This window comes from Marinobacter aromaticivorans, assembly GCF_002806975.1.
GTDB classification, from domain to species: domain Bacteria; phylum Pseudomonadota; class Gammaproteobacteria; order Pseudomonadales; family Oleiphilaceae; genus Marinobacter; species Marinobacter aromaticivorans.
The window spans coordinates 123,707-146,086 of the sequence record NZ_NIHD01000002.1 but is presented as its reverse complement, the minus strand read 5'-3'; the positions used below and the strand labels follow the sequence as shown (position 1 = coordinate 146,086).

Genomic DNA, 22,380 nt, shown 5'->3' with positions numbered 1-22,380 from the left:
CGCCGCTGCAGCTTTCAGTTTCCGGCTTGCGCACGATTGTCGTTCCCATGCTGGGGCGGCGGCAATGTCGCAAGATAATCCGCGACAGCGCGGATGTCCGCATCCGACAGTGCCATTGCAACGCCATGCATCAGCTTTACCGGGGAGTTGCTGCGACGACCGCTTTTCCAGTTACTCAACTGAACGGCAGTGTAGCTGGGGTGCTGTGCAGCGATTGCCGGAAAGGCCTGGCTGACGCCCCAGCCTGACGAACCGTGACATGAAAAACAGGCGGGCACTTCAACCCGCCAATCACCCTGTTGCGCCAGCTGGCGACCACGCCTGATATCGCCGCCCAGATCCGGGCTTGCGCTGCTGGGGCTCTCCAGTGCTCCGTAATATTGCCCCAGTGCCAGCATTTGTTCTTCGTTCAGTTCCTGTACCACGTACTCCATATTTGCATTTTTGCGAGCGCCGTTTTCGTAGTCGTGCAACTGCTTGGTGATATAGCCGGGAGCAAGTCCGGCAATCCGCGGCGCAGTACTGTTTCCTGCACCATCTTCTCCGTGACAGGAAGCACAGGACCAGGTTGCACCCTTGCCGTTGACCGCAATCTGCCTTGCGTCTTCCAGGGCTTCGTTTGATACGGTTCTGGTGCCCAGATATTCAGCAGCCAGCGGGTCGCTGGTTTTTGATGAGTTTTCAGCAGAAGCCGCAGAAGCGTTCAGGCCCATCTGCAGTGCGACGGATAACGCAATGATCAGCGGGGCGCGATAAACCCGTGATTGCTTTTTCATCAGTTGCCCTCCGCAGTTCTGGCGGGATTAAAGTGGCTCCTCAGCTCCGCACCACCCTGCCAGGGAATCGTGCGGTCACTGAAGCGTTCGCGCTGCACCTGCACGAGTTCGGCATTAATTGGCCCGGCGCTGTTACCCCAGCTTGAACGTATGTGGTTCACGATAGCCGCTATTTCACCGTTACTCAGAGTGCTGCCAAATGTGGGCATACGGCCGTTGAAGGTTTTACCCTGAACGGAAATCGGCCCGCTGATACCGAACAGCACTATGCTGGCGACCTGTTCCCCATCACCCAGTACCCAGGATGAGCCTGCCAGCGGGGGTATGGCTCCGCTTACGCCGGCCCCGTTATTCTGGTGGCAGGAGGAGCAGTAGTTATCGAACAGCTGAGCGCCGTCGGTCGCGGCTTTCGCGTTGCCCGAGCCCTGGCTTTTTTCTGCGCCGGCCTGCTGTGCCTGTTGCTGCGCCTGCTGCTGGTTTTCACCGGCCGCCATGTAGCTGTGCAGGAAGGTAAATATGCCCCATGCAGCAAGTGCCAGAGCTATGGCAATAACTGGCCAGGGAATGGGGTTGTTCAGCTCAAACGGCTCAAAGTTATCTTTTGACTGCTGCTGTTTGCTCATAGCGAGGCCTCCCTGTCAGCGCCGGAGCCTTCGAATTGCGCGGCAGATTCATCGCGGCGATACCCGTGGTCCCGAAGGTGCAGTTGTTCAGGCGGATAGGTCCGGTCAAGACTGAGCAGGTAAGCGACAAGATCCAGTGCCGCCTGTTTGGCTACAACCACCTTGTTTTCAGGCGCCCATTTTTGCGGCAGTTTTACAACCACATCACCTTCCTCGGCCTGGTCTTTCTCTTCGAACAGGTAGGGGAAATTCGGCATGAGACTGCTGGGCACAATGGCCCGCGGCTGGTAAAGGTGCGTCAGTTGCCAGGCGCGGGAAGGCAGGCGGGCGCCTACGTTGAGCAGGTCTGGTCCGGTCCGCATGGTGCCCAGCAGGTGCGGGCTATCGTAAATATAATCGGCCGGAGTGGACGCTCTGCCCCAGCCACGCTGGGTATCCGGAGCCTGGGAGGAATCGCGGGGCTGCTGGGTGTGACAGTAGACGCAACCCAGATTAACGTAGTGTTCGCGACCACGTGCCTCCTGTTCCGTGTAGGGTTCAAGCCCCGCCGGCGCTTCAACGCTACGAATCTGCATGGCGGGCACCGCCACCAGCAAGAGTGTGGCAAAGGCCAGGACAGTCAGAGCGATAATGAGCAGGGGAACAATGCGATTCATTTACCGGGCTCCTAAGTCGGTGGCAGGAATGGCGTTGCCGGCATTTGCCGTGGCAGGCTGTTTGCCGGCAAACAGGGCGTATACGTTAACGGCAAAGAGCAGATGGCCAAGCGTCATCAGTGTGCCGCCAACGGAACGCGCCTGCAGATAGGGGATGGTGAGCTCCATGCTTTCCAGCCAGTCTCTGGAGGCATCCATCATTGCCAGACCCTGCAGCCAGCCACCGAGGGTAAGGGCAATGAAGTAGATGGCAAAGCCGATGAACACCAGCCAGAAATGCACACTGATCAGCTTCGGAAAGGGCCAGGGCCGGTTGAGAATGCGCGGCATCATGTAATAAACAGCGCCGAACAGCACCAGTGCGACGAAGGCGTAGGCGCCCAGGTGGGCATGGCCAACGGTGTAGTGGGTGAAATGGGTAACCGTGTTTACCGCACGCACCGCTTCCATTGAGCCCTGGAGCGAGGCGAAGGTGTACATCAGGGCGCCGGTGGCAATAAAGCGCAGCGGCAGGCTTTCACGCATTGCCCAGAAGTTCCCCAGCCAGAGTACATGCTGGTTGATGGCAACAGCGAGAACGGGAACAACCATCATCACGGATTGCACAACCGAGAGGGTGACCAGCCAGGTGGGAACCGGCCCGCCAATCAGGTGGTGGATGCCCACCTGGCTGTAGAACAGTGCCAGCGCCCAGAAGCCCAACAGTGAGAGACGGTAGGAAAATATCGGCTTGCCGATGATTTTGGGTATGAAGTAATAGGCAGCGCCCAGGCCCAGTGGCGTCAGCCATAGCCCCAGCACGTTATGGGCAAACCACCAGTTAACGGTCGCTGCCTGGACGCCGGAATGGGTGCTTGGCAGGTTGGCAAGGAAGAACAGGGAAGGAAACCACACCAGGCCGGCCATGTAGTACCAGGCTGATACATAAATATGTTCCACCTGCCGATGCGCGGCAGTAACTACCAGTGGTATAGCCAGGCAGGCGCCTGCAACAGCCAGCAGAATATCCAGCTGCCAGGGAATTTCCAGCCACTCCATGCCATCAGTCCAGCCGCTGCCGATGGCAATAACGCCGCCGGCTACCCCGAGGTTCCACAGCACTACGCCCAGGGTGGCCATGCCTGCTTTGCGCAGTGGGGTCTTGAACAATGTGGGGACCAGCCAAATGGCGGTAGTAATACCCCCAAGGGAAAGCCAGCCATAAATAACGAGGTTCAGATGCATTGTGCGCATGCGCCCGAAGGTAAGCGGTGCGGCCTGGTTCAGCCAGTCGGGCAAGTGCATTTTGTATGACGCGATGACGCCAAATACGGACCCCAGCAACAACCAGAACACAGCTGTACTGAATCCCAGCACCAAAAGCCGCCGCACTGCGGGGCTCAGGGGTAATGTAGTTGCTTCACGAAGCCGGCCCGAGGGGTGAGACGGATCATCGAAGGTGCCGGGTTTACCATTATCGAAAATGGACATGGCATCTTTCTGGGTAACCTGGAACTGCTTGCGCGAAATGGCCCAGATAAGTGCAGCAAGAGCGATCAGAGAGACTGCAAAACTGAAGGCTAACAAGGTACCGATGGTCAGGTTCATAGTGATTCAGGTTCCTTTTTTATAGCTTTCTTTTTTTGGCATCTACCCTCAAAGCTAGTCGGGCAGGGGGAGATTGCCAAGTGCCAGCCTGCCAGAACCGGATTAAATGAATATTAAATGTTCGTAGTCCAACCCTGTCGAAATGCAGAGGAAGTAAGCAAGCTATGTGTTTTTGATACAGGGAGTATCTGGAGGATTCAGCCTTTGTGCGGGGCTTTAGCTACTGTGTGACACAGGCCCCGCCAAGGGTGGATGTGTGAAAGGTTTACTTTGTCAGTTCGATATTTTCAGAACGACGGCATGGCCCTCTTCGTTGCTCAGTCCCAGCTTGACCACACTTCCGGGCTTGGTGCCCAGCAGGGCAAGGCCAAACGGTGAGCCGATGCAGACATCGCCTTTGTCGGCTTCGGAGCAGGAACTGGAATCCGTTAACCGGAATGTCAGCACCGAGGAGTCCAGGCAGTTGATCAGCGTTACCGAACTGCCGATCATCGCCGTATTTTCTGGTGGCGCAACGGAGTTGCGGTAGATCCTTCCCAGTTTCGCATTAAGCGTTTGGATATCACGTGAACCCAGGTTAAAACCTACATTCATCATCATGTCTTTTCTCTGAATGCCGCCTCTTCACTTGGATTGCCGGCACCATAGCAGCTTTGGAAATAAAGGCAAGGCGCGGAAGAAGAGGCTTTGAAAGCCCGGAAGGGGGGCTTGGGCGGCTCTTCTCTCAGCGCCCGCCTTGAGATAAGACTAAGCGTTCATTAGCAATGGCGTGAGTAACATGCCTTCGCCAATCAGTACCAAGAACAATACCAGCGCCAGCAGGAACGGTTTGAAACCGAGACTGCGCAGTTTGTCGATTCTGGTTTCATAGCCGAGAGCGGCCATGGCCATGGTAAGGGCAATCTGGCCGGCAAGCACCAGGTTGTCGTGAATCATCGCGGGCAGAGTAATTACGCTGTTAACAATCACCATGCCGACAAACCCGAAGGCAAACCAGGGAATTATCAGGCGTCTGTTACCAGCCCCTGCCGCTTGCTCCACTTTGTTTCGCTTTAACCACCACTGTCCCACAATCAGAAGAAATGGCACCAGCAACATCACTCGCACAAGTTTGACGATAACGGCATTGGCCAAAGCGTGGGCACCGACCGCATCACCTGCTGCCACAACCTGGGCTACTTCATGTACGGTTGCACCGATATACACGCCGTACAAACTCTCATCCCAGCCCAGAACAGAATAAAGCGCCGGATAAACAAACATCGCCAGACTGCCAAACAGCACCACCGTAGCAACTGCCATGGACGTGGCAGCAGGCTTTGAACGTATGGTGGTTTCTGTGGCCAATATAGCGGCGGCACCGCAGATGGCACTACCGGCACTGGTCAGCAGGGCTGTTTCGGCATCCAACTTGAAAAACCGGGTACCCAACTGATAGCCCAGCACCAGGATGGTGCTCATAACCATGATGTCCAGGGCTACTACGCCCGGCCCCAGAGCCAGAACCTGATTGAGGGTAATGGAAAATCCAAACAGAACGATGCCACCCCTCAGGAACCAGCGGGTGGAAAACTTCAGGCCGGATTCCAAGCTTTTTGTATTGCCTGCCCCGGGAAGGTTACCTGCAAGCATGCCCAGCAACAGCGCAAAAACCAGTGGGCTGATCCCTGTATGTTGAATAACCGGGATGTCCGCCAGCATGAAACCACAAGCGGCAATTAGCGCGCACACGCCTAACCCTTTCCACATAACGTTAATCTCCGGAACAACGGATATATGGATATATTGTCCCGGAATATTTAATCTGTAAAACAGATATATAAGTTAAAGTAATCCTGATAAATCGATAATTAGTTGACGCGGTTCCGAAGGTTTGAAGTAGTAAGCCTGTGAACTAGACTTTATCGGGTCGGACAAATAGCGAGGGTTGGCTGGTGGTCAGTGTGTGTTACAGGAGGGAGTGTCGAATAATGGCCGTGTGCGTATGGGCATGACCCACAATCTGAAGAATCTGTCGCCGGCCTATTTCGGCATGGTGATGGCCACGGGCATCATTTCCCTGACCGCGCATTTTCTCGGTTTTGAGCTGATTGCGTACAGTCTGTTCTACCTGAACCTTGGCTTCTATGGGCTTTTATGGGCAGGCACGCTGGCCCGCCTCTGGATGTGCCGGCAGGAATTTCTGCTGGATATTGTGGACCATATGCGCGCCCCCGGTTTTTTTACGCTGCCTGCCGGCTCAAGCATTCTGGGCAGCCAGTTTATTACCCTGACCGATTACACCATGGCGGGCCGTGTGCTGTGGATGTTGGCGATTCTGCTCTGGCTGGCACTGACCTACACCATATTCACCGCGTTCACGGTCAAAGAGGAAAAACCGCCTCTGGACAAGGGGATTACCGGTGGGTGGCTGTTGGCGGTGGTGGCAACCCAGTCGATCGCTGTGCTCAGTGCGTTGATTGCCGTAGATATGCCACAACCCTACAAGCTGGGTATTAACTTTCTGGCACTGTCCATGTGGCTTTGGGGCGGCATGCTGTATATCTGGATGATGTCCCTGATTTTCTACCGTTATACCTTCTTCAGGTTCTCCCCGGGCGATCTTGCGCCTCCGTACTGGATCAACATGGGTGCCATGGCAATTTCGACACTGGCCGGTTCCCTGCTGATTGTGAATGTGAAAGATGCGCCGTTCCTGGATTCGCTGCTGCCCTTTCTGAAGGGCTTCTCTGTGTTCTATTGGGCCACGGGAACCTGGTGGATACCGATGTTGTTTATCCTTGGTATTTGGCGGCATGTGTACAAGAAGTTCCCGCTGGAATATGACCCCTTGTACTGGGGTGCGGTGTTCCCCCTGGGCATGTATGCCGCCAGCACCCATGAGATGGCGGCTGCCCTTGGTTTTCACTTTCTCGATTTCATTCCGGTCAGCTTTTTCTACCTTGCTTTGACTGCCTGGGCCATTACATTCCTTGGCCTGGTGCGATCGTTCAGGCCGGAGAAACTGAAGGGTTAGGGTTTTACGATGGTGCCTGCGTACCACCAGATACCTGGCTTTGCATGCGCAAGCTGTTAAGCAGAACACAGAGGCTGCTGAGTGACATGGCAATGGCGGCAATAACCGGTTGCACCCAGCCCATAATGGCGAGGGGAATCACCAGGGCGTTGTAGCTGACCGCCCAGAACAGATTCTGGTACATGAGCTTGCGTGCCCGTTGCGCAAGCTGCAGGGTCGCAGGCACCCTGGCGATGCTTTCTGTGAGGTAGACAGCCGCTGCGGCACCGGTGGCGGATGCGGCGTTGCCCACGGCGATACCCAGCCTGGCGCCGGCCAGGGCCAGGCCGTCGTTGAGGCCGTCCCCCACGAACACGGCATTTGTCTGTTTTTCCAGGTTCTCGATAAAGCTTTGCTTCTGCTCGGGGGAGTATCCGGAAAGCACATGTTCAGGTGCAATGCCAAGGCGCGTGGCCAGCTCCAGGCAGGCGGTGCGCGTGTCACCGCTGAGCAGATAGATGGTGTAGCCCTGGCGCACCAGCTGGCGGATCGTCGGCGCAGACTCCGGCCTGAGGGTTTCCTGAAAACCGATTTTGCCCGCATAATGCCCATTGCAGGCTAGGTGGACACTCATTCCGGTATCTTCGGTGGGTGGCACCGCAACACCCTGCTCCCGAAGCCAGCGTGCCTGCCCTGCCAAGGCGGTATCCTTGCCGTTAAGCCAGCGCGTACCTGCGCCTGCAACGCTTTCCCGAATACCCTCGGAAGCCGGTACAGATGAGCGCACCGGTTCCGCCATAAGGCCTCTTGCAACCGGATGGGATGATTCCCGGAGAATGTCCTGGGCCAGCTTCAGCAGCGTGCTTTTGCTCCAGTTTCCGGCCGGTGTGATGCTGTTCACGGCAGGCTCGCCCGTGGTCAATGTGCCTGTTTTGTCGAACACAATCGCGCCAACTCCGGCCGCAGCCTCCAGCGCCGCAGGATCCCGCAACACAATGCCGTGATTGACCATGTTGGCGTGGCCCATGGTAATTACCAGTGGAATGGCAAGGCTCAGGGCGCAGGGGCAACTGATGATCATAACCGCCAGCCCGCGGGCCGCTGCCTCCGGTGCAGGTGCACCTTGAGCAAGGGCCAATCCCACAGCCAGGCTGGCTGCGATCACAATCACCGGAAGCAGTACGCGGGCGATGCGATCGGTGAGCCGTTGCAGAGTGGTTTTGCGGCTGAGCAGAGCACTGATGGAGCGTGATAATCGGTCAATGCGCCGCTGGCCAACGCCTGCTGTAACTTCCAGTTCAAGCCCCCCTTCAACCAGCTGACAGCCGGCCAGCAACTCCGCTCCCGGCCCGAGAGCCTGGGGCATGTGTTCCCCTGTCAGCATGGACAGGTCTGCCTGGCCATGGCCGCAGATAACTTCCCCATCCAGAGCGAGTTGTTCGCCGGCCCGGAGGAGTATGTGCTGGCCGGCCTCAACATCCTTTAAAGGCCGGGTTTCCAGTTGGCCGTCTGGGGTTTTCAGCGTGACCTGTTCGGGAACGTCCTGAAGATAACGACGAATGATTTCCGAAGCGCGGCGGCGCACACTGGTATCCAGCAATCGTGCGACCAGTTGGAAGGTAATCAGCATAACGGCGGCATCGAAGTACACATGATGACTGCCGGCGGCAAGTTGCCAGGCGGAGATGATGCAGGCAGCGAAGACCGCCAGAAAAATGAGGCTGTCGAGGCCCGGTGCGCCGGCAAGGAGCGTGCGCCAGCCCACCCGGTAGAAGTGAGAGCCGGAGTAGAGCACAACCGGCGCCGCAAACAGGCCGCTGGCCAGGGCCAGTGGCCAGAGGACTTCCGGTTCTGCCGCGCCCAATGGTGCCAGGTAAATCAGCAGGGCGGGCATCATGCTCCACATGCCAAAGACCACCGCAACCGCCAGCCGCCTTTGCAGATGCTTGCGCACCGTCTCTGCCTGGAGCTTGCTGCGATCCGGGTCCACCGATGCGTGCAAGCGATACCCCAGGCGGGCAACGGCTTGCTGAAGGCTGGCCAGCCTGGGCTTTTCCGTGTCCCAGCGAATCATGGCCACATCGGCCGCGAAATTGACGGCAGCGTCACGCACCCCCGGCTGTTTCTTTAGCAGGGCTTCAACGGCGATGGCACAACTGCCACAACGCATCCCCTCGATCATCAGGATGTCCTGATTCTGCTCTTGTTGCGCTGTGCTCCCGGTGTTGGCGGCCATCTCAGGGTTCCCCGAAAACCTCCTTCAACTCACCGGCAGACCAGTCCCCGCGATCGCCGAAGCGCTCTTTGTGCTCGGCCACTGTCGCTGGGTCGATCTCGCTTGCACTGTTGCCCCACTCACTGCGGGCATAACTCAGCACAGCCGCCAGTTCGGCATCGGAAAGTTTACCGCCAAACCTGGGCATAACACCCTGGAAGGTGTTGCCTGCAACCTCGATTTCTCCCTGCAGGCCATCGTGGACAATTGCCACCGGAATGGCCGCGTCCGCCTGCAGCCACTCACTTCCGGCCAGAGGAGGAAAGGCGCCTGGTACGCCCTGTCCATTTGCCTGGTGGCAGGCACTGCACTGGGCGCTGTAAATCGCAGCACCATCCGGTGTGGCGCCTGCGGAGCCGCTGCCTGCACCCGAACTCTGTGAGCCGGATGTGCCTGAGCCCTCTGACGCATCGGGGCTTTCACTGTTTGCGGGCCCGGATTCCCCGGGAGCCATCGCAACGGCTGTGCGGCTGTCGCCGCCCAGCAGGGGCTTGCCGATCTGCCAGGCGTAATAACCAACGCCCCAGACAATCAGTATGGCAATCCAGGCCAGTACAATCTTTGGTATTGCGCGGGTGCCTTCTTCCGGTTCGGGCGCTTCACGGTACTGAGCGCGATGATCATGCTGGTTCATGGCGCGCGTTGCTCCTTGGACTCGTCGGATTTTGGCGATGCTTTCGCCGGCACTTTGGGCAAAGTCGGCGCCGGGTAGGTGTGGTCAAGGGCGAGCAGGTACTCCGCCAGTGCCAGCGCATCATCGGTGGCCACAATCTTTCCGGATTCCGGGCCGTAGGGTGGCGGTACGTTCACCACTTTGTCACCCTCTACCGGTTCGTCCACATGGCGGAACAGGAAGGGATACGACGGCATGATGCTGCCTTTGATTACCGCCCTCGGGTTGTACAGATGCATCAGTTGCCAGTCGATGCTGGGCTGGCGGGCGCCAATGTTGAACAGATCCGGGCCGGTACGCATGGTGCCCAGCAAGTGAGGCTGATCGTAGGCGTAGTCGCCTGGCACGGAGGGGCGGCCCCAGCCCCGTTCTTTGTCTCCCGGGGCAAAGCCCGGATCCCGGGGCTGCTGGCTGTGGCAATAAACGCAGCCGTTGGCAATGTACAACTGGCGGCCACGCTGTTGCTGTTCCGTGTAAGGCTTGAGATCCGGCGGAACCTGTTCTGCGGACATTTGCAGGTAGGGCATTGCCACCAGAGTCAGCGTGGCCAGCAACAGGATAAGCGCTGCGCCTACCATGATTGCGAGAGCACGTTTCATTGAGCGTTCTCCTTGACGACTGGGCGGAAGAGGGTCGGCTGCTCAGTGGCAGTGCCGCGGCGCATTAGCATGGCGATGAAATGGAACGCGAACACCAGATGCCCCAGGGTCATCAGGGCGCCACCGACAGTGCGCGCCTGAAGCGCGGGCAGTGTCATGCGGACAATGTCCATGAAGGGCATCTCGGCATCGAGCAAGGCCAGCCCCTGCTTCCAGCCGCCAACGGTCAGCGACACCACGTAGATCAGGATGCCAATGCTTACCAGCCAGAAATGCAGGCTGATCAGCCGGCGCCAGGGCCATTCCCAGTTGGTGAGGCGGGGCATAATGAAATAAACCGCGCCGAACAGGATGAAGCTCAGGAAGGCATACATACCAAGGTGGGCATGGCCCACAGTGTAGTGGGTGAAATGGGTGATCACGTTGATGCTGCGCAGGGCTTCCATGGAACCCTGGAGTGAAGACACTGTGTACATGAGAGCGCCGATCCATACAAAACGCAGGGTAGGCGAGTCTTTGAGGCGCCCGAAGTTGCCTATCATGGTGCCGTGATGGTTGATGGCAACGGTAATCACCGGAATCGACATCATCACACTGTGAACAATCGAAAGAGTAACCAGCCAGGTGGGTATCGGGCCGCCAATCAGATGGTGAATCCCCACCTGGCTGTAAAACAGCGCCAGCGACCAGAAGCCAATCAGCGACAGCTGGTAGGAAATGATCGGCTTACCAAGAATTTTCGGGATCATGTAATAGGCAATGCCAATACCGATGGGGGTTACCCATAGCCCAAGCACGTTATGGGCAAACCACCAGTTAACCGTTGCACCTGAGGCGCCGGGAAAGGTATAGGGCAGGTTGGCAATGAGAAACAGGATGGGGAACCACACCAGCGCCGCCATCAGGTACCAGCTGGTTACGTAAAGGTGCTCCACCTGCCGGTTGGCAGCGGTCAGCAACAAGGGGATGGCGCACATGGCACCACCCACCACAAACAGGACGTCTACCTGCCAGGGAAATTCCAGCCATTCCTCGCCATCAGACAGGCCCAGCGTGATGGCGCTGAGGCCAAGAACCAGGCCGATATTCCAGATAAAGCCGCCGAGAACCGCATATTTGCCGCCGGCCAGCGAGGTTTTGAACAGTCTTGGAATCAGGAACAGCGCCACGCCTATGCCGGCCATGGACGCCCAGCCGTAGGTAACAGCGTTCAGGTGCACCGGGCGTACCCGGCCAAAGGTGAGAAATTCGCTGGCTGCCAGAAACTCCGGGAGATGCATCTTGATGGAAGAAGTCAGGCCGAAAAGCGAACCCAGAAGCAGCCAGAAGACCGATGAGCTCAGCCAGGTCAGCACCGCCGTTCTGGAAGACTGGTCGGCTGTCCAGCGCGCCTTTATGGCTGCCGCCTGCTCGCTGGTATCCCCGGTAAAAGGCTGGTCGGCGGGCCGGGCAGGGTCCTCGCTGTGGCCCTCTTCACCCGGCGAGAAAATGGTACGCGCTGCTGCCTGGCCATGGCTGAACTGATTGTTGGCGATAGACCAGATCAGTAGCAGCAAACCAACGGTAGAGAGCACGAAGGTAATGATCAGGAGAATGGCGATGGTGGGCGTCATAGTCTGTCCTGTTGATTCATCACAAATACATCTTAAATAAATCCAGTAGTCCAATTCAATTGAATGCTGGCTTTAAAAGCAGTATTTGTATTCGTTTGGAAGGTAACGAAGAGTCACAATACAGTAACGCGACAGACGCGATTGAACGATGGTTGCACTTGTTCTAAATCAAGTTGAGGTAGGTGTCAGGCACGCGAAGCGGAAGAGTCACACAGACTCTTCCGCCACAAATTTGCCGTTATCGGCTGGATTTTCCTCAATAAGTCCGCCAAAACGACGATAAAAACCCTGGCTCGGGCCGGGCAGGGGGCCTGAGGCGTTCTCCAGCAGGTTTGCCAGGTGTTCATCCGAGCGTCTGTATATGGCGCGGTACAGATTGCGGCACAGCTGCTTGGCACTACGCCCTTCCCAGTCACCTGGCAGGAGTTCGTCCGGCAACAGTGGATCCCGCAGCAATATCTTCCGGTATTCGTGAATCAGCAGGATGCGGGCGGTAATGCAGTCTTCCGGGCTCAGATTGTCGTTGATGCTGAGCTCCCGCCATAAGGGGCGAAACTTTTCCAGGAAACGCTTGTAACGAAAACCCAGCTCGTCCAGGTTCCAGCTTTCCCTGACCTGCCTGCGCAGGGCTCGCGGGCTGCGTTGTTCCATTGGCTGGGTCTGCATCACGATGGTATCGTCCAGCGCACCCCATTCCTGAAGCAGGGGGATCAGCTCGTGGCGGGTAAATCGCGGGTGTTCCATAACCCCGGCGGCCATGCTGCCAAAACTCAGCCATTTCAGCTCTTCACGCACCCTGGCCCGGGTCTCCGGTTCCAGCTGGTTGAGAAAAACCAGGCACCAGCTGCCGTTCCATTCATCCGTGCCAAGGGTGTATACATGCTCGAATGCCTGCTGGAATCGCCTGAGGCCGGCGCCGGTCACGCTGTAATAGCTGCACCGGCCCACTTTCTCGGTTTGCAGCCAGCCTTCCTGCACCAGCCGGTAAACCGAGGTACGCACCAGCCGTTCACTGACCCCCATGGGTGTCAGCAGCTTCATCAGGCTGCCGAGCCAAACGTTACCGCCACGGGGGTGAATGATGTCACCGTAGGTTGTAATAATCAGGGATCCTGCGCGTAAAGGGCGCTTTTTCTGGAAATCCCGGTTCAGGCTCTCAAGTTGTTGTTTTGCTGACATGGTTTTCGATCTTTGCTAATACATTGGTATAGGTTGCCGGAAAACATCTGCCCCTGAAGCACTCCTCGGTTGACACTGAAGTAGTGATACAATATTTTCCATTGATATCCGTCAACAGTATCGTATTATTGGGGTGGCGGATAGTCAGTAATGGCGATGATAGACCAAGGTCTGTCACGCTGCGCTGAAACCAGAATGCTGTAAAGGGACACGTGATACGAAAAAAATCAACCTTTGCAGGAAATGTCGTTCCATTTTCGGAAATTCCGGGGCATATAAAACCATAACGCCCTGACACCTTTGGGAGAACAACAACAATGTTCAGAAAAATCACGCGCCGTGCAAGCAAGTTTGCAGCTGTCGCTGCTGCAGGTCTGTTGGCAATGAGCGTTCAGGCAGCAGATCCGATACGTATTGGCTCCTTCCTTTCGGTTACCGGTCCCGCTTCTTTTCTGGGCGATCCGGAGCTAAAAACCCTTCAAATGTACGTTGAGAAAATCAACGAAGAGGGCGGTGTACTTGGTCGCCAACTCGAGCTTGTCCATTATGACGATGCAGGCAACGCTTCCAAGGCCCGTAACTTTGCAAGCCGGCTGATCCGTTCAGACCGTGTCGATATTATTGTAGGCGGAAGTACCACAGGTGCCACCATGGCGGCTGTACCCATGATAGAACAGGCCGGGGTTCCCTTTATATCACTGGCAGGTGCGGTGGTGATCACCACTCCCGTGAAAAAGTGGGTGTTCAAAACGCCGCAATCTGACCGCATGGCGGCAGAGCGTATTCTTACAGACATGAAATCCCGCGGTCTGACCAAGGTTGGCCTGATTTCCGGCACAGGAGGCTTCGGTAGCTCCGGGCGCGAGCAAACCCTGGCGGTTGCCAAGGAAATGGGTGGAATCGAGATCGTAGCCGATGAAACCTACGGTGGTTCCGATACCGACATGACAGCCCAGCTGACCAACATCCGGAACACCGATGGTGTGCAGACCATTCTGAACTTCGGTTTTGGCCAGGGTCCTGCCATTGTTACCCGTAACTACGCACAGCTGGGTATAGAACTTCCGTTCTACCAGTCCCACGGTGTTGCCTCTGACGGCTTCCTTGAGCTTGCAGGCAGCAATGCCGAGGGCCTGAGACTGCCGGCATCACCATTGCTGGTGCCAGAGTCACTGCCAGAGTCCGATCCGCAAAAGCCGGTGGTTGAGGCATACAAAAGCGAGTATGAAGCCCGCTGGAATTCAAAGGTCTCCACCTTCGGTGCTTATGCCTACGACGGCCTGAACCTTGCCGTCAAGGCCATTGAAAAAGCCGGAAGCACAGACAAGGAAGCCGTGCGCGATGCGCTTGAGAATATTCAGGGGCACGTAGGTGTGACCGGCACCTTCAACATGTCGCCCACTGATCACAATGGTCTTGAAGCGGATTCTTTCCGTATTCTGGAAGTTCAGGATGGTGGCTGGAAGCTGATCAACTAAGCAATTCCCATCCGTACCACAGGCGGACAGCAACCCTGGCGGGTTGCTGTCCGCCGCTGCGCGAGCGGACCCGATTATGTTCTCTGAATTCCTGCAATACCTGTTTACCGGTATCACTATTGGTGCCACTTACGCCCTGATAGCCCTGGGGTTTACCCTGATTTATAACGCCAGCCATGTGATCAACTTCGCCCAGGGCGAGTTTTTGATGATTGGCGGAATGGCCACTGTGTCTTTGACAGCCATGGGCGTACCCATGCTGCTCGCGATCGTACTTGCCGTTGTGCTGGCTGGCGTGTTGGGCATTGCCCTGCAGCGCCTGGCAATTGCACCTGCCAAAAACGCAGATGTGGTTACGCTGATCATTATCACCATCGGTGCGTCCATTTTTATTCGTGGTCTGGCCCAGTTGGTGTGGGGCAAGGAATACCACGTTATGCCCAATTTCAGCAGTGACGAGCCGATAGAGATTTTCGGAGCGGTGCTGAATACCCAGAGCCTGTGGGTGCTGGGTGTTGGTGCGGTTCTTGTGGCGGTGCTGGTGTATTTCTTCACCCGCACGCTCACCGGAAAAGCGATTCTTGCGACTTCCATGAACAAGGATGCCGCGCGTCTGGTGGGCATTCGTACCCAGGTCGTTCTGATGCTGGCTTTCATGGTGTCCGCGCTGCTGGGCTCCATCGCCGGCATTGTTGTTGCGCCGATCACTTTTACCTCCTATGACATCGGCATCATCCTGGGGCTCAAAGGCTTCGTTGCCGCCGCAATCGGAGGCCTGGGCAGTGGCCTGGGCGCCGTAGTTGGTGGTCTGGCCCTGGGTGTGGTTGAGGCCATGGCAGCGGGTTACCTGTCATCCGACTACAAAGACGCTGTGGCGTTTTCAATGATTCTGCTTGTGCTGTTCTTCATGCCCCGGGGCCTGTTTGGCGCCAAAGTCGTGGAGCGGGTGTGATGATGGCTCGATTCTCGGACTTCCGTCTCAAGGGGCTGGTGTTTCTCGCCATCGTGGTGTTTGCCCTGCCAATGTTCATCTCCAACCCGTTTCACTATGGCCTGGCGACACAGACTGCACTGGTTGCCGCCGCGGTGGTGGGCCTCAATCTGCTGGTGGGCTTTGCAGGCCAGATCAGCCTTGGTCATGCCGGTTTTTTTGGCCTCGGTGCCTATTTCAGCGCCATCATGACGAGCAATTACGGCTGGTCTGCCATTCCTGCTCTGGTGCTTGGTGCTGTGTTTGTAGCCATTATCGCCTGGATTGTCGGACGTCCGATTTTGCGCCTGAAAGGCCATTACCTGTCCATGGCCACCCTTGCGGTTGGTTTTATCATTGCCATCATTCTGAACAATGAGCGGGAAATAACCGGCGGGCCAGATGGCATGCCGGTACCCTCCTTTGATGTGTTCGGCTGGGAGCTCAGCGTCTTTGGCCAGTATTCCCTGTTTGGCATGGATATCAGCGGCGATCTGGCCTGGTATCTGTTTGCCGGTGTGGTGTTGCTGGTCGCAGTCTGGCTGGCCCAGAACCTGATCGATTCGCCCATTGGCCGCGCTTTGCGTTCCGTTCACGGCTCGGAAGTGGCAGCCAGTGTGGTGGGTGTAAACACCGCCAAATATAAAAGCCTGGTATTTGTGATCTCTGCGGTATATGCCAGCGTGATGGGCGCGCTTTACGGGCATTTCCAGGGCTTTATCACGCCTTCTGTCGCCAGTTTCGATTTCTCCATTCTGCTGATTACCATGGTGGTTCTGGGCGGCATGGGCTCGACGATCGGAGTGATCATTGGCGCGGTGGTACTGGAATTGTTGCCGCAGCTGCTGGCGGATTTTCAGGAGATGGAAATGGTGTTGTTTGGTCTGATCCTGATGCTGACCATGATTTTCATGCCCAAGGGCCTGCTGCCAACCGCAGCCAACCTGCTGGCAAAACGACGTGCAAAGTCTGCCGGAGGTGACGCATGACGGCTCTGGTAGAAGTCAGGAATCTGTCCAAGGCGTTTGGTGGTGTACACGCGGTTGAAGATGTGAGTTTCTCGGTGGATGCCGGCCAGGTGTATTCAGTTATTGGCCCCAACGGCGCCGGAAAGACCACGCTGTTTAATCTGATCACCGGGTTGTATACGCCCACCAGTGGTGAAGTGAAACTGAACGGTGAGAGCATCGCAAAGCTGCAACCCAACCAGCTGGCGGAGCGCGGCATGTGCCGCACCTTCCAGCAGATGCAGATCTGCATGAACATGACGGCCATTGAAAATGTGATGCTGGGCCGGCATCTGACCCTGAAAAGCAACCTGCTGACCACGCTGTTTCGTTTGCCCGCACTCACTCGGGGCGAAAAGGCCGCAAGGGAAAAGGCCGCCGAGCTGATGGAGTTTGTGGGTTGTGGCGAATACCTCGATACCGAAGCGTCGGCCATGTCTTATGGTGCCTTGAAGCGCCTTGAAATTGCACGAGCGCTGGCCGCCGAACCGAAGGTGGTTCTGCTGGATGAGCCGGCGGCCGGCCTGAACGCGGTAGAAACTGCGGCACTGGAAGAACTGATCCGCAAGATTGCCGGGCAGGGCATTACGGTGATGCTGGTGGAGCACGACATGAAGCTGGTGATGGGAATTTCTGACCGTTTGCTGGTGCTTAACTACGGGCGCGTACTGGCAGAGGGCACGCCGGAACAGATTCGTACGAATCCGGACGTAATTGCGGCCTACCTGGGCGGTTAAACGGAGCGAGGGATAATCACAATGACACAAACACCGACCAACGTTGCGCCGGAAGACAGCTACAGCCAGCAGGCGATCAGTACCATTGTTCAGGAACACCAGTCGCTTTGGCGCATACTGGATCTGCTGGATCAGCTCCAGCACGATATGAACATCAACGAGCAGAAGCCTGACGAAACCCTGTATAGCAACATCTTCGATTACATCCAGCACTTTGCGCGGCGTGTGCACAGCTCGCCGGAGGAGATCGTGCTGTACCGCCTGCTGGGTGAAAAATCACCGGATACCAAACCGTTGCTGGACAAACTGGCGCACGGCTATGTAATCGGCGACGAGAAGATCAACGAGCTACGGCATTTGCTCATGCTGTGCATGGAGCGCTGGCCGGATGGCCGGGAAGACTTCAGCCATGCACTGGCGCGGTTCACCGAGGCCCTGCGCAAGCACATCAAGAAAGAAGAGGGCGTGGTCATTCCTCGGGCCCGTAAATTCCTGAGTGAGGATGAGTGGCGCCAGATTACTGAATCCCGTGACCAGGCAAACGACCCGTTGTTTGGTGAGCGGGTAAGGGATGAATTCCGAGAGTTGCGCCACCGTATTATCAGTTACACGCCCGAGCGCCTCGGCGGCCTTGGGTTGCGCCATGCACCACGCAGAACCGCACAACATGCCACCGAGGAAATGCTGACGATCAAGGGCCTGAAAACCTCCTATGGCCAGATCGAAGCGCTTCACGGTATTGATATTCGCATCAACAGCGGAGAAATCGTCTCACTTGTAGGTGCCAACGGCGCAGGCAAGTCAACCTTGCTGATGACGATCTCCGGGCTACAGCCTGCGGACAGCGGCACCATCACCTTCGAAGGAAAAGATCTGCTGAAAGTCGGTGCCGATCAGCGCGTGGCCAACGGCATAGTTCAGGTGCCGGAAGGCCGGCAGGTGTTCAAGGATCTCAGCGTTGAAGACAACCTGTTGCTGGGAGCCTACACCCGTGGCCGTAGCCAGGAAGTGGAAGACGACCTGGATCGCATGTATGAGAAGTTCCCCATACTGCGTCAAAAACGCCGCAATCTGGCGGGCGAGCTCTCCGGCGGTCAGCAGCAGATGCTGGCCATGGGGCGTGCGTTGATGGCCAAACCCAGACTGTTGCTGCTGGACGAGCCAAGTATGGGGCTGGCACCGCTGATCATTGAAGAAATTTTCAATATCATCAAGGAACTCAAAAACGAAGGCATGACCATCTTTCTGGTGGAGCAGAATGCATCCCAGGCGCTGGCCCTGGCAGATCGCGGTTACGTGCTGGAGACCGGGCGCGTGGTGGTTGAGGGCACCGGCCGTGATTTGTTAAGCAACGAGAAAGTGCGAGAGGCCTACCTGGGTATGTAACGGATCCTGTAAGCATGCCCGCCGGATTGAACAGCGGGCGCACAACCTTGCACAAAAAAACCGCCAGAGCCCGAAGCTGCTGGCGGTTTTTTTTAGGCCGGAAGAACTATTCCGGCTTCTTTGCTACCAGTGTCAGAATGTCGTAGCTGGCAACCAGCTCGTAGTTCTGGTTGGTAACCTGAACATCCCAGACAACCACGCCCTGCGGATGGCCATCCGGTGAGCTGCGGCCCTGGTCAATCTTGCGCTTGCAGGTCAGGCGGGCGCGAATGGTATCGCCCGGCGCGACCGGCTCAATGAAGCGCAGGGTGTCCAGCCCATAGTTCGCCAGCACCGGGCCTTCGGCCGGATGTACGAACATACCGGCTGCTGCAGACAGCACGAAGTAGCCGTGGGCAATACGCTTGCCGAACTGGCTGTTCCGGGCGGCGATTTCATCAAAGTGCATGTAGAAATGGTCGCCGGACAGGCAGCCGAAGTTCACCAGATCTGCTTCAGTGACCGTACGACGGTGAGTCAGCAGTGACTGGTTAACCTGCAGGTCTTCGAAGTGGAATCGGAACGGGTGGATATCGCTCTCGATAACCTTCGCGCCGCGGACATATTCCCGGGTCACAGCGGCCAGCATGGTGGGCGACCCCTGAATGGCGGTGCGCTGCAGATAGTGAAGTACGGCCCGGATACCGCCCAGCTCTTCACCACCACCGGCGCGCCCGGGGCCGCCGTGCTTCAGCATGGGTAACGGCGAACCGTGGCCGGTGGATTCTTTCGCAGCTTCTGCGTCCAGCAGGTGCAGGCGGCCATGATAGGCAGCCAGCCTGGGTGCCAGGGAAGCGATGGTTTCCGGGTCGCGGGTAGTGATGGTGGTCACCAGTGAGCCGCGGCCTTTGGCTACCAGCTCTACCGCTTCGTCCAGCGTGTTGTAGGGAATCACTGTGGCAACCGGGCCAAAGGCCTCGATGTCGTGCGCGCCACAGCCGTTTTCAGGATTCCGGCACAGCAGCAGGTGCGGTTCAATGAACGCGCCCTTTTCTGTGCCCTGGCCGACAGGCTTGAAGCTTCCATCACCACCGATAACCAGCTCGCTGGTTTTCAGCAGTTCCTCTATGTTGGCCCTGACGTCGGCCAGTTGGTCCATTGAGGCAAGGGCGCCCATGCGTACCCCTTCAACCGAGGGGTCGCCGACAGTGATTTCCGACAGCTGCTCCCTGAGCTTGTCACAGATTGCGTCGACCTGTTCATGAGGCACCAGGATCCGGCGAATTGCCGTACACTTCTGGCCTGCCTTGGCAACCATTTCGTGACGGATTTCCCGCACAAACACATCAAACTCTTCGTGCTCCGGCTTTACATCGGGGGCCAGAACGGCGCAGTTCAGGGAGTCGGCTTCCGCGTTGAACGGGATGGAGCGGTTGATGATGTTGGGGTGGTTGCGCAGTTTGCGAGCCGTGGCCGCAGAACCGGTGAAGGTCACCACATCCTGCTCTTCCAGATGGTCGAACAGGTCGCCGGTGCTGCCGATAATCAACTGCAGGCTGCCCTCCGGCAGAGCGCCGGATTCCTGCATAAGGCGCACGGCCATTTCGGTCACATAACAGGTGGAGGTTGCCGGCTTCACAATGCAAGGCATACCCGCCAGGAAGGTGGGCGCAAATTTTTCCAGCATGCCCCATACGGGGAAGTTGAAGGCATTGATATGGACCGCTACGCCACCACGGGGCACCAGGATATGGGTGCCGGCAAAGTGATTGCTCTTGCCGAGCGGCGTTACCGGGCCTTCATGCACTACGTTACCCGAGGGCAGTTCGCGGCGGCCCATACTGGAGTAATAAAACAGGGTGCCGAATCCGCCGTCTATATCAATGCCGTTATCCGATTTGCTGGATCCCGTATGCATCGACAGGGCATAAAGTTTTTTTCTGTGCTCTTGCAGGTAAATCGCCATGGCTTTGAGGGCCAAAGCGCGCTCCTGAAAGTCCATGGCCAGCAGGTTTTTTCCGCCGACCTTGCGACCGTATTCGACGGCCTTTTTGAAATCCAGTGGTTCGTCATGAGTATAGGCGACACTGTCACCGTTGATGGCACTGTGCAGGACTTTGGCCTTCTGCTCACCAATCCATTCGCCGGCAATAAAACTTTTGGTAACGGGCATTAAAAAACTCCAGAATTACTATTCGTCGTAGTCGAGAGTGACCTTGTCACTGACGGGGTAGCACTGGCACGACAACACGTAGCCGGCTTCCACTTCGTAGTCTTCCAGGGCAAAGTTCTGGTCCATTTCCACTTCGCCTTCCACCACCTTGGCACGACAGGTGGAGCACACACCGGCTTTGCAGGAGAAGGGCAGGTCTGCGCCTTCCTCGTTACCGGCATCAAGAATGCTCTTGGTGTCCCGCACCAGGTCAAAGGTCAGCGAGCGACCGTCAGCCTTCACGGTAACCACACTGACGGCTTTCGGATCGACTTTGGTTTCTGCTCGGTCTTTGCGCGACCGGGGTACACCACCAGCAGGTGTGAACAGCTCATAATGAACTTTGGACTTGTCCAGACCGTGGCGTACCAGTGAATCCCGAACGGTTTCTGTCAGCAGTTGCGGTCCGCACAGGAAAGCGCCAGTCAGATTCTTGGCGTCAATCCAGTGGTCGAACAACTGGTCGCATTTTTCCGCGTCGATACGGCCGTTGTAGAGGTCGATGTCCTGTTCTTCACGGGTAAAGATGTACACCAGGTTAAAACGTGTCATGTACTCGTTTTTAAGATCCTGGAGCTGGTCCCGGAACATGGTGCTGGCCGTACCCTTGTTACCGTAGAACAGGGTAAAATGGCTTTTGGGTTCGGTTTCCAGCGTGGTTTTTATGATGGACAGGATCGGGGTAATGCCACTGCCAGCAGCCACTGCCAGGTAGTTGCCCTCACGCTCGGGGTCCAGATCAATACCGAAAGTCCCCTGCGGCGGCATGACTTCAAGGGTCGAGCCTGGCTTGAGCTGTTCGTTGGCAAAATTGGAGAACAGGCCGTTGTCCACACGTTTGACGGCGATGCGCAGTTCGTGGTCATTGACGCTGGAGCAGATGGAGTAAGTGCGGCGCACTTCCTCGCCATCCAGTTTGGTGCGCACCACGATGTGCTGACCTTGCCTGTATTTGAACTTGTCTGCCACATCGTCTGGCACATCAAAGCTCAGGCATACGGCGTTTCTTGTTTCCGGCCTGACCTCTTTGAGGGCCAGTGAGTAGAATTTATTCATGATCGTATCGGCTCTATATGCATTTGAAATAGTCGAAGGGTTCGCGGCAATCAAGGCAGCGATAAAGCGCCTTGCAGGCGGTAGAACCAAATTCGCTGAGGCGCTCGGTGTGTTCACTGCCACAATGCGGGCAGGCAATCACTTCATCGACGCCCAGAAGGCTCATTTTGCTGGCGCTGCCCTGGGGCGGTGCGATGCCGAATGCCCGGAGTTTTTCCCGGCCTTCTTCGGTGATCCAGTCGGTTGTCCAGGCAGGGGTCAACACCTGATTGATTTTTATGTGGCGGATACCAGCGGCACGCAGGGCCTCGGCAATCAGCTCTTCAATCAGCTCGGTTGCAGGACAACCGGAATAGGTGGGCGTGACATCCACTGTGAGGTGTTCGCCGTCCCAGTCCACCCGCCGGATTATGCCAAGCTCAACAACGCTTACCGCGGGCACCTCCGGGTCCTTGACGTTCTCCAGCAGCGCCCAGATTGCCTCTTCTGTCAGCAGTTCCGGGTTGGCGTTGGCCGGAACCCGGTCACTGGCAATCAGCAGGTCTACAGATGATGGTTCACGTTCATTCACCGGAGGTA

Annotated in this window: 20 protein-coding genes and 1 pseudogene; 7 read left to right on the top strand and 14 right to left on the bottom strand. The window is 57.0% G+C overall.

Annotated features, from left to right (window positions below; translation table 11 throughout):
• Positions 1-14: 14 nt before the first annotated feature.
• The 6 genes from CDH48_RS03505 to CDH48_RS03480 all read right to left on the bottom strand — a co-directional run bounded on the left by CDH48_RS03505 (position 15) and on the right by CDH48_RS03480 (position 5,391).
• Positions 15-776 (bottom strand): c-type cytochrome, encoded by a 762-nt coding sequence (locus tag CDH48_RS03505; protein WP_100687347.1) that lies wholly within the window; start codon positions 774-776, stop codon positions 15-17.
• A complete protein-coding gene (locus CDH48_RS03500) occupies positions 776-1,399 on the bottom strand; it encodes a c-type cytochrome (RefSeq protein WP_100687346.1) in 624 nt (207 codons plus the stop codon). The genes CDH48_RS03505 and CDH48_RS03500 overlap by 1 nt, the downstream gene beginning before the upstream one ends.
• Complete coding sequence (locus CDH48_RS03495) at positions 1,396-2,055, bottom strand: cbb3-type cytochrome c oxidase subunit II (protein ID WP_100687345.1); 660 nt, start codon at positions 2,053-2,055, stop codon at positions 1,396-1,398. The genes CDH48_RS03500 and CDH48_RS03495 overlap by 4 nt, the downstream gene beginning before the upstream one ends.
• Complete coding sequence (locus CDH48_RS03490; protein ID WP_100687344.1) at positions 2,056-3,642, bottom strand: cbb3-type cytochrome c oxidase subunit I; 1,587 nt, start codon at positions 3,640-3,642, stop codon at positions 2,056-2,058.
• 273 nt (positions 3,643-3,915) lie between these two features.
• On the bottom strand, positions 3,916-4,242 hold the full coding sequence (locus CDH48_RS03485; RefSeq protein ID WP_100687343.1) for a GreA/GreB family elongation factor: 327 nt from the start codon (positions 4,240-4,242) through the stop codon (positions 3,916-3,918).
• Between the two features lie 147 nt (positions 4,243-4,389).
• Entirely contained in the window at positions 4,390-5,391 is a 1,002-nt protein-coding gene (locus tag CDH48_RS03480) for a YeiH family protein (protein ID WP_100687342.1), read from the bottom strand.
• A gap of 211 nt (positions 5,392-5,602) precedes the next feature.
• Between CDH48_RS03480 and CDH48_RS03475 the strand changes: the two genes are divergently transcribed.
• A complete protein-coding gene (locus CDH48_RS03475; protein ID WP_227520922.1) occupies positions 5,603-6,658 on the top strand; it encodes a tellurite resistance/C4-dicarboxylate transporter family protein in 1,056 nt (351 codons plus the stop codon).
• Between the two features lie 4 nt (positions 6,659-6,662).
• Here the strand turns inward: CDH48_RS03475 and CDH48_RS03470 are convergent, their stop codons facing one another.
• From CDH48_RS03470 to paaX, 5 genes are all read right to left on the bottom strand, one after another.
• Positions 6,663-8,873, bottom strand: coding sequence for a heavy metal translocating P-type ATPase (locus CDH48_RS03470; RefSeq protein ID WP_100687341.1), 2,211 nt, complete (start codon positions 8,871-8,873; stop codon positions 6,663-6,665).
• Position 8,874: 1 nt separating this feature from the next.
• A complete protein-coding gene (locus tag CDH48_RS03465; RefSeq protein WP_100687340.1) occupies positions 8,875-9,546 on the bottom strand; it encodes a c-type cytochrome in 672 nt (223 codons plus the stop codon).
• A complete protein-coding gene (locus tag CDH48_RS03460; protein ID WP_100687339.1) occupies positions 9,543-10,184 on the bottom strand; it encodes a cbb3-type cytochrome c oxidase subunit II in 642 nt (213 codons plus the stop codon). Before CDH48_RS03460 ends, CDH48_RS03465 begins: the two co-directional genes overlap by 4 nt.
• Positions 10,181-11,797 (bottom strand): cbb3-type cytochrome c oxidase subunit I, encoded by a 1,617-nt coding sequence (locus tag CDH48_RS03455; protein ID WP_100687338.1) that lies wholly within the window; start codon positions 11,795-11,797, stop codon positions 10,181-10,183. The genes CDH48_RS03460 and CDH48_RS03455 overlap by 4 nt, the downstream gene beginning before the upstream one ends.
• A 207-nt stretch (positions 11,798-12,004) precedes the next feature.
• Positions 12,005-12,976 (bottom strand): phenylacetic acid degradation operon negative regulatory protein PaaX, encoded by a 972-nt coding sequence (gene paaX / locus CDH48_RS03450; RefSeq protein ID WP_100687337.1) that lies wholly within the window; start codon positions 12,974-12,976, stop codon positions 12,005-12,007.
• Between the two features lie 317 nt (positions 12,977-13,293).
• Here paaX and CDH48_RS03445 point away from each other — a divergent pair, with 317 nt between their 5' ends.
• The 6 genes and pseudogenes from CDH48_RS03445 (at position 13,294) to CDH48_RS19340 (ending at position 18,554) form a co-directional block, all read left to right on the top strand.
• Positions 13,294-14,454, top strand: a complete 1,161-nt coding sequence (locus CDH48_RS03445) for an ABC transporter substrate-binding protein (protein ID WP_100687336.1) — start codon at positions 13,294-13,296, stop codon at positions 14,452-14,454.
• Positions 14,455-14,530: 76 nt separating this feature from the next.
• On the top strand, positions 14,531-15,406 hold the full coding sequence (locus CDH48_RS03440) for a branched-chain amino acid ABC transporter permease (protein ID WP_100687335.1): 876 nt from the start codon (positions 14,531-14,533) through the stop codon (positions 15,404-15,406).
• On the top strand, positions 15,406-16,413 hold the full coding sequence (locus tag CDH48_RS03435) for a branched-chain amino acid ABC transporter permease (RefSeq protein WP_100687334.1): 1,008 nt from the start codon (positions 15,406-15,408) through the stop codon (positions 16,411-16,413). The genes CDH48_RS03440 and CDH48_RS03435 overlap by 1 nt, the downstream gene beginning before the upstream one ends.
• A complete protein-coding gene (locus CDH48_RS03430; RefSeq protein WP_100687333.1) occupies positions 16,410-17,168 on the top strand; it encodes an ABC transporter ATP-binding protein in 759 nt (252 codons plus the stop codon). The genes CDH48_RS03435 and CDH48_RS03430 overlap by 4 nt, the downstream gene beginning before the upstream one ends.
• 21 nt (positions 17,169-17,189) lie before the next feature.
• Positions 17,190-17,639: pseudogene (locus CDH48_RS19345) on the top strand (hemerythrin domain-containing protein); the annotation flags it as partial.
• A gap of 210 nt (positions 17,640-17,849) precedes the next feature.
• The gene (locus CDH48_RS19340) at positions 17,850-18,554 is read left to right on the top strand and encodes an ABC transporter ATP-binding protein (protein ID WP_227520952.1); all 705 of its coding nucleotides are present in this window, start codon (positions 17,850-17,852) and stop codon (positions 18,552-18,554) included.
• Between the two features lie 106 nt (positions 18,555-18,660).
• Here the strand turns inward: CDH48_RS19340 and paaZ are convergent, their stop codons facing one another.
• From paaZ to paaD, 3 genes are read right to left on the bottom strand one after another with little or no spacing between them, the layout of a single operon-like run.
• Complete coding sequence (gene paaZ, locus CDH48_RS03420; protein ID WP_100687331.1) at positions 18,661-20,706, bottom strand: phenylacetic acid degradation bifunctional protein PaaZ; 2,046 nt, start codon at positions 20,704-20,706, stop codon at positions 18,661-18,663.
• A gap of 18 nt (positions 20,707-20,724) precedes the next feature.
• Positions 20,725-21,801 (bottom strand): 1,2-phenylacetyl-CoA epoxidase subunit PaaE, encoded by a 1,077-nt coding sequence (paaE, locus tag CDH48_RS03415; RefSeq protein WP_100687330.1) that lies wholly within the window; start codon positions 21,799-21,801, stop codon positions 20,725-20,727.
• Between the two features lie 13 nt (positions 21,802-21,814).
• Positions 21,815-22,372, bottom strand: a complete 558-nt coding sequence (gene paaD / locus CDH48_RS03410) for a 1,2-phenylacetyl-CoA epoxidase subunit PaaD (RefSeq protein WP_100687329.1) — start codon at positions 22,370-22,372, stop codon at positions 21,815-21,817.
• Positions 22,373-22,380: the final 8 nt, after the last annotated feature.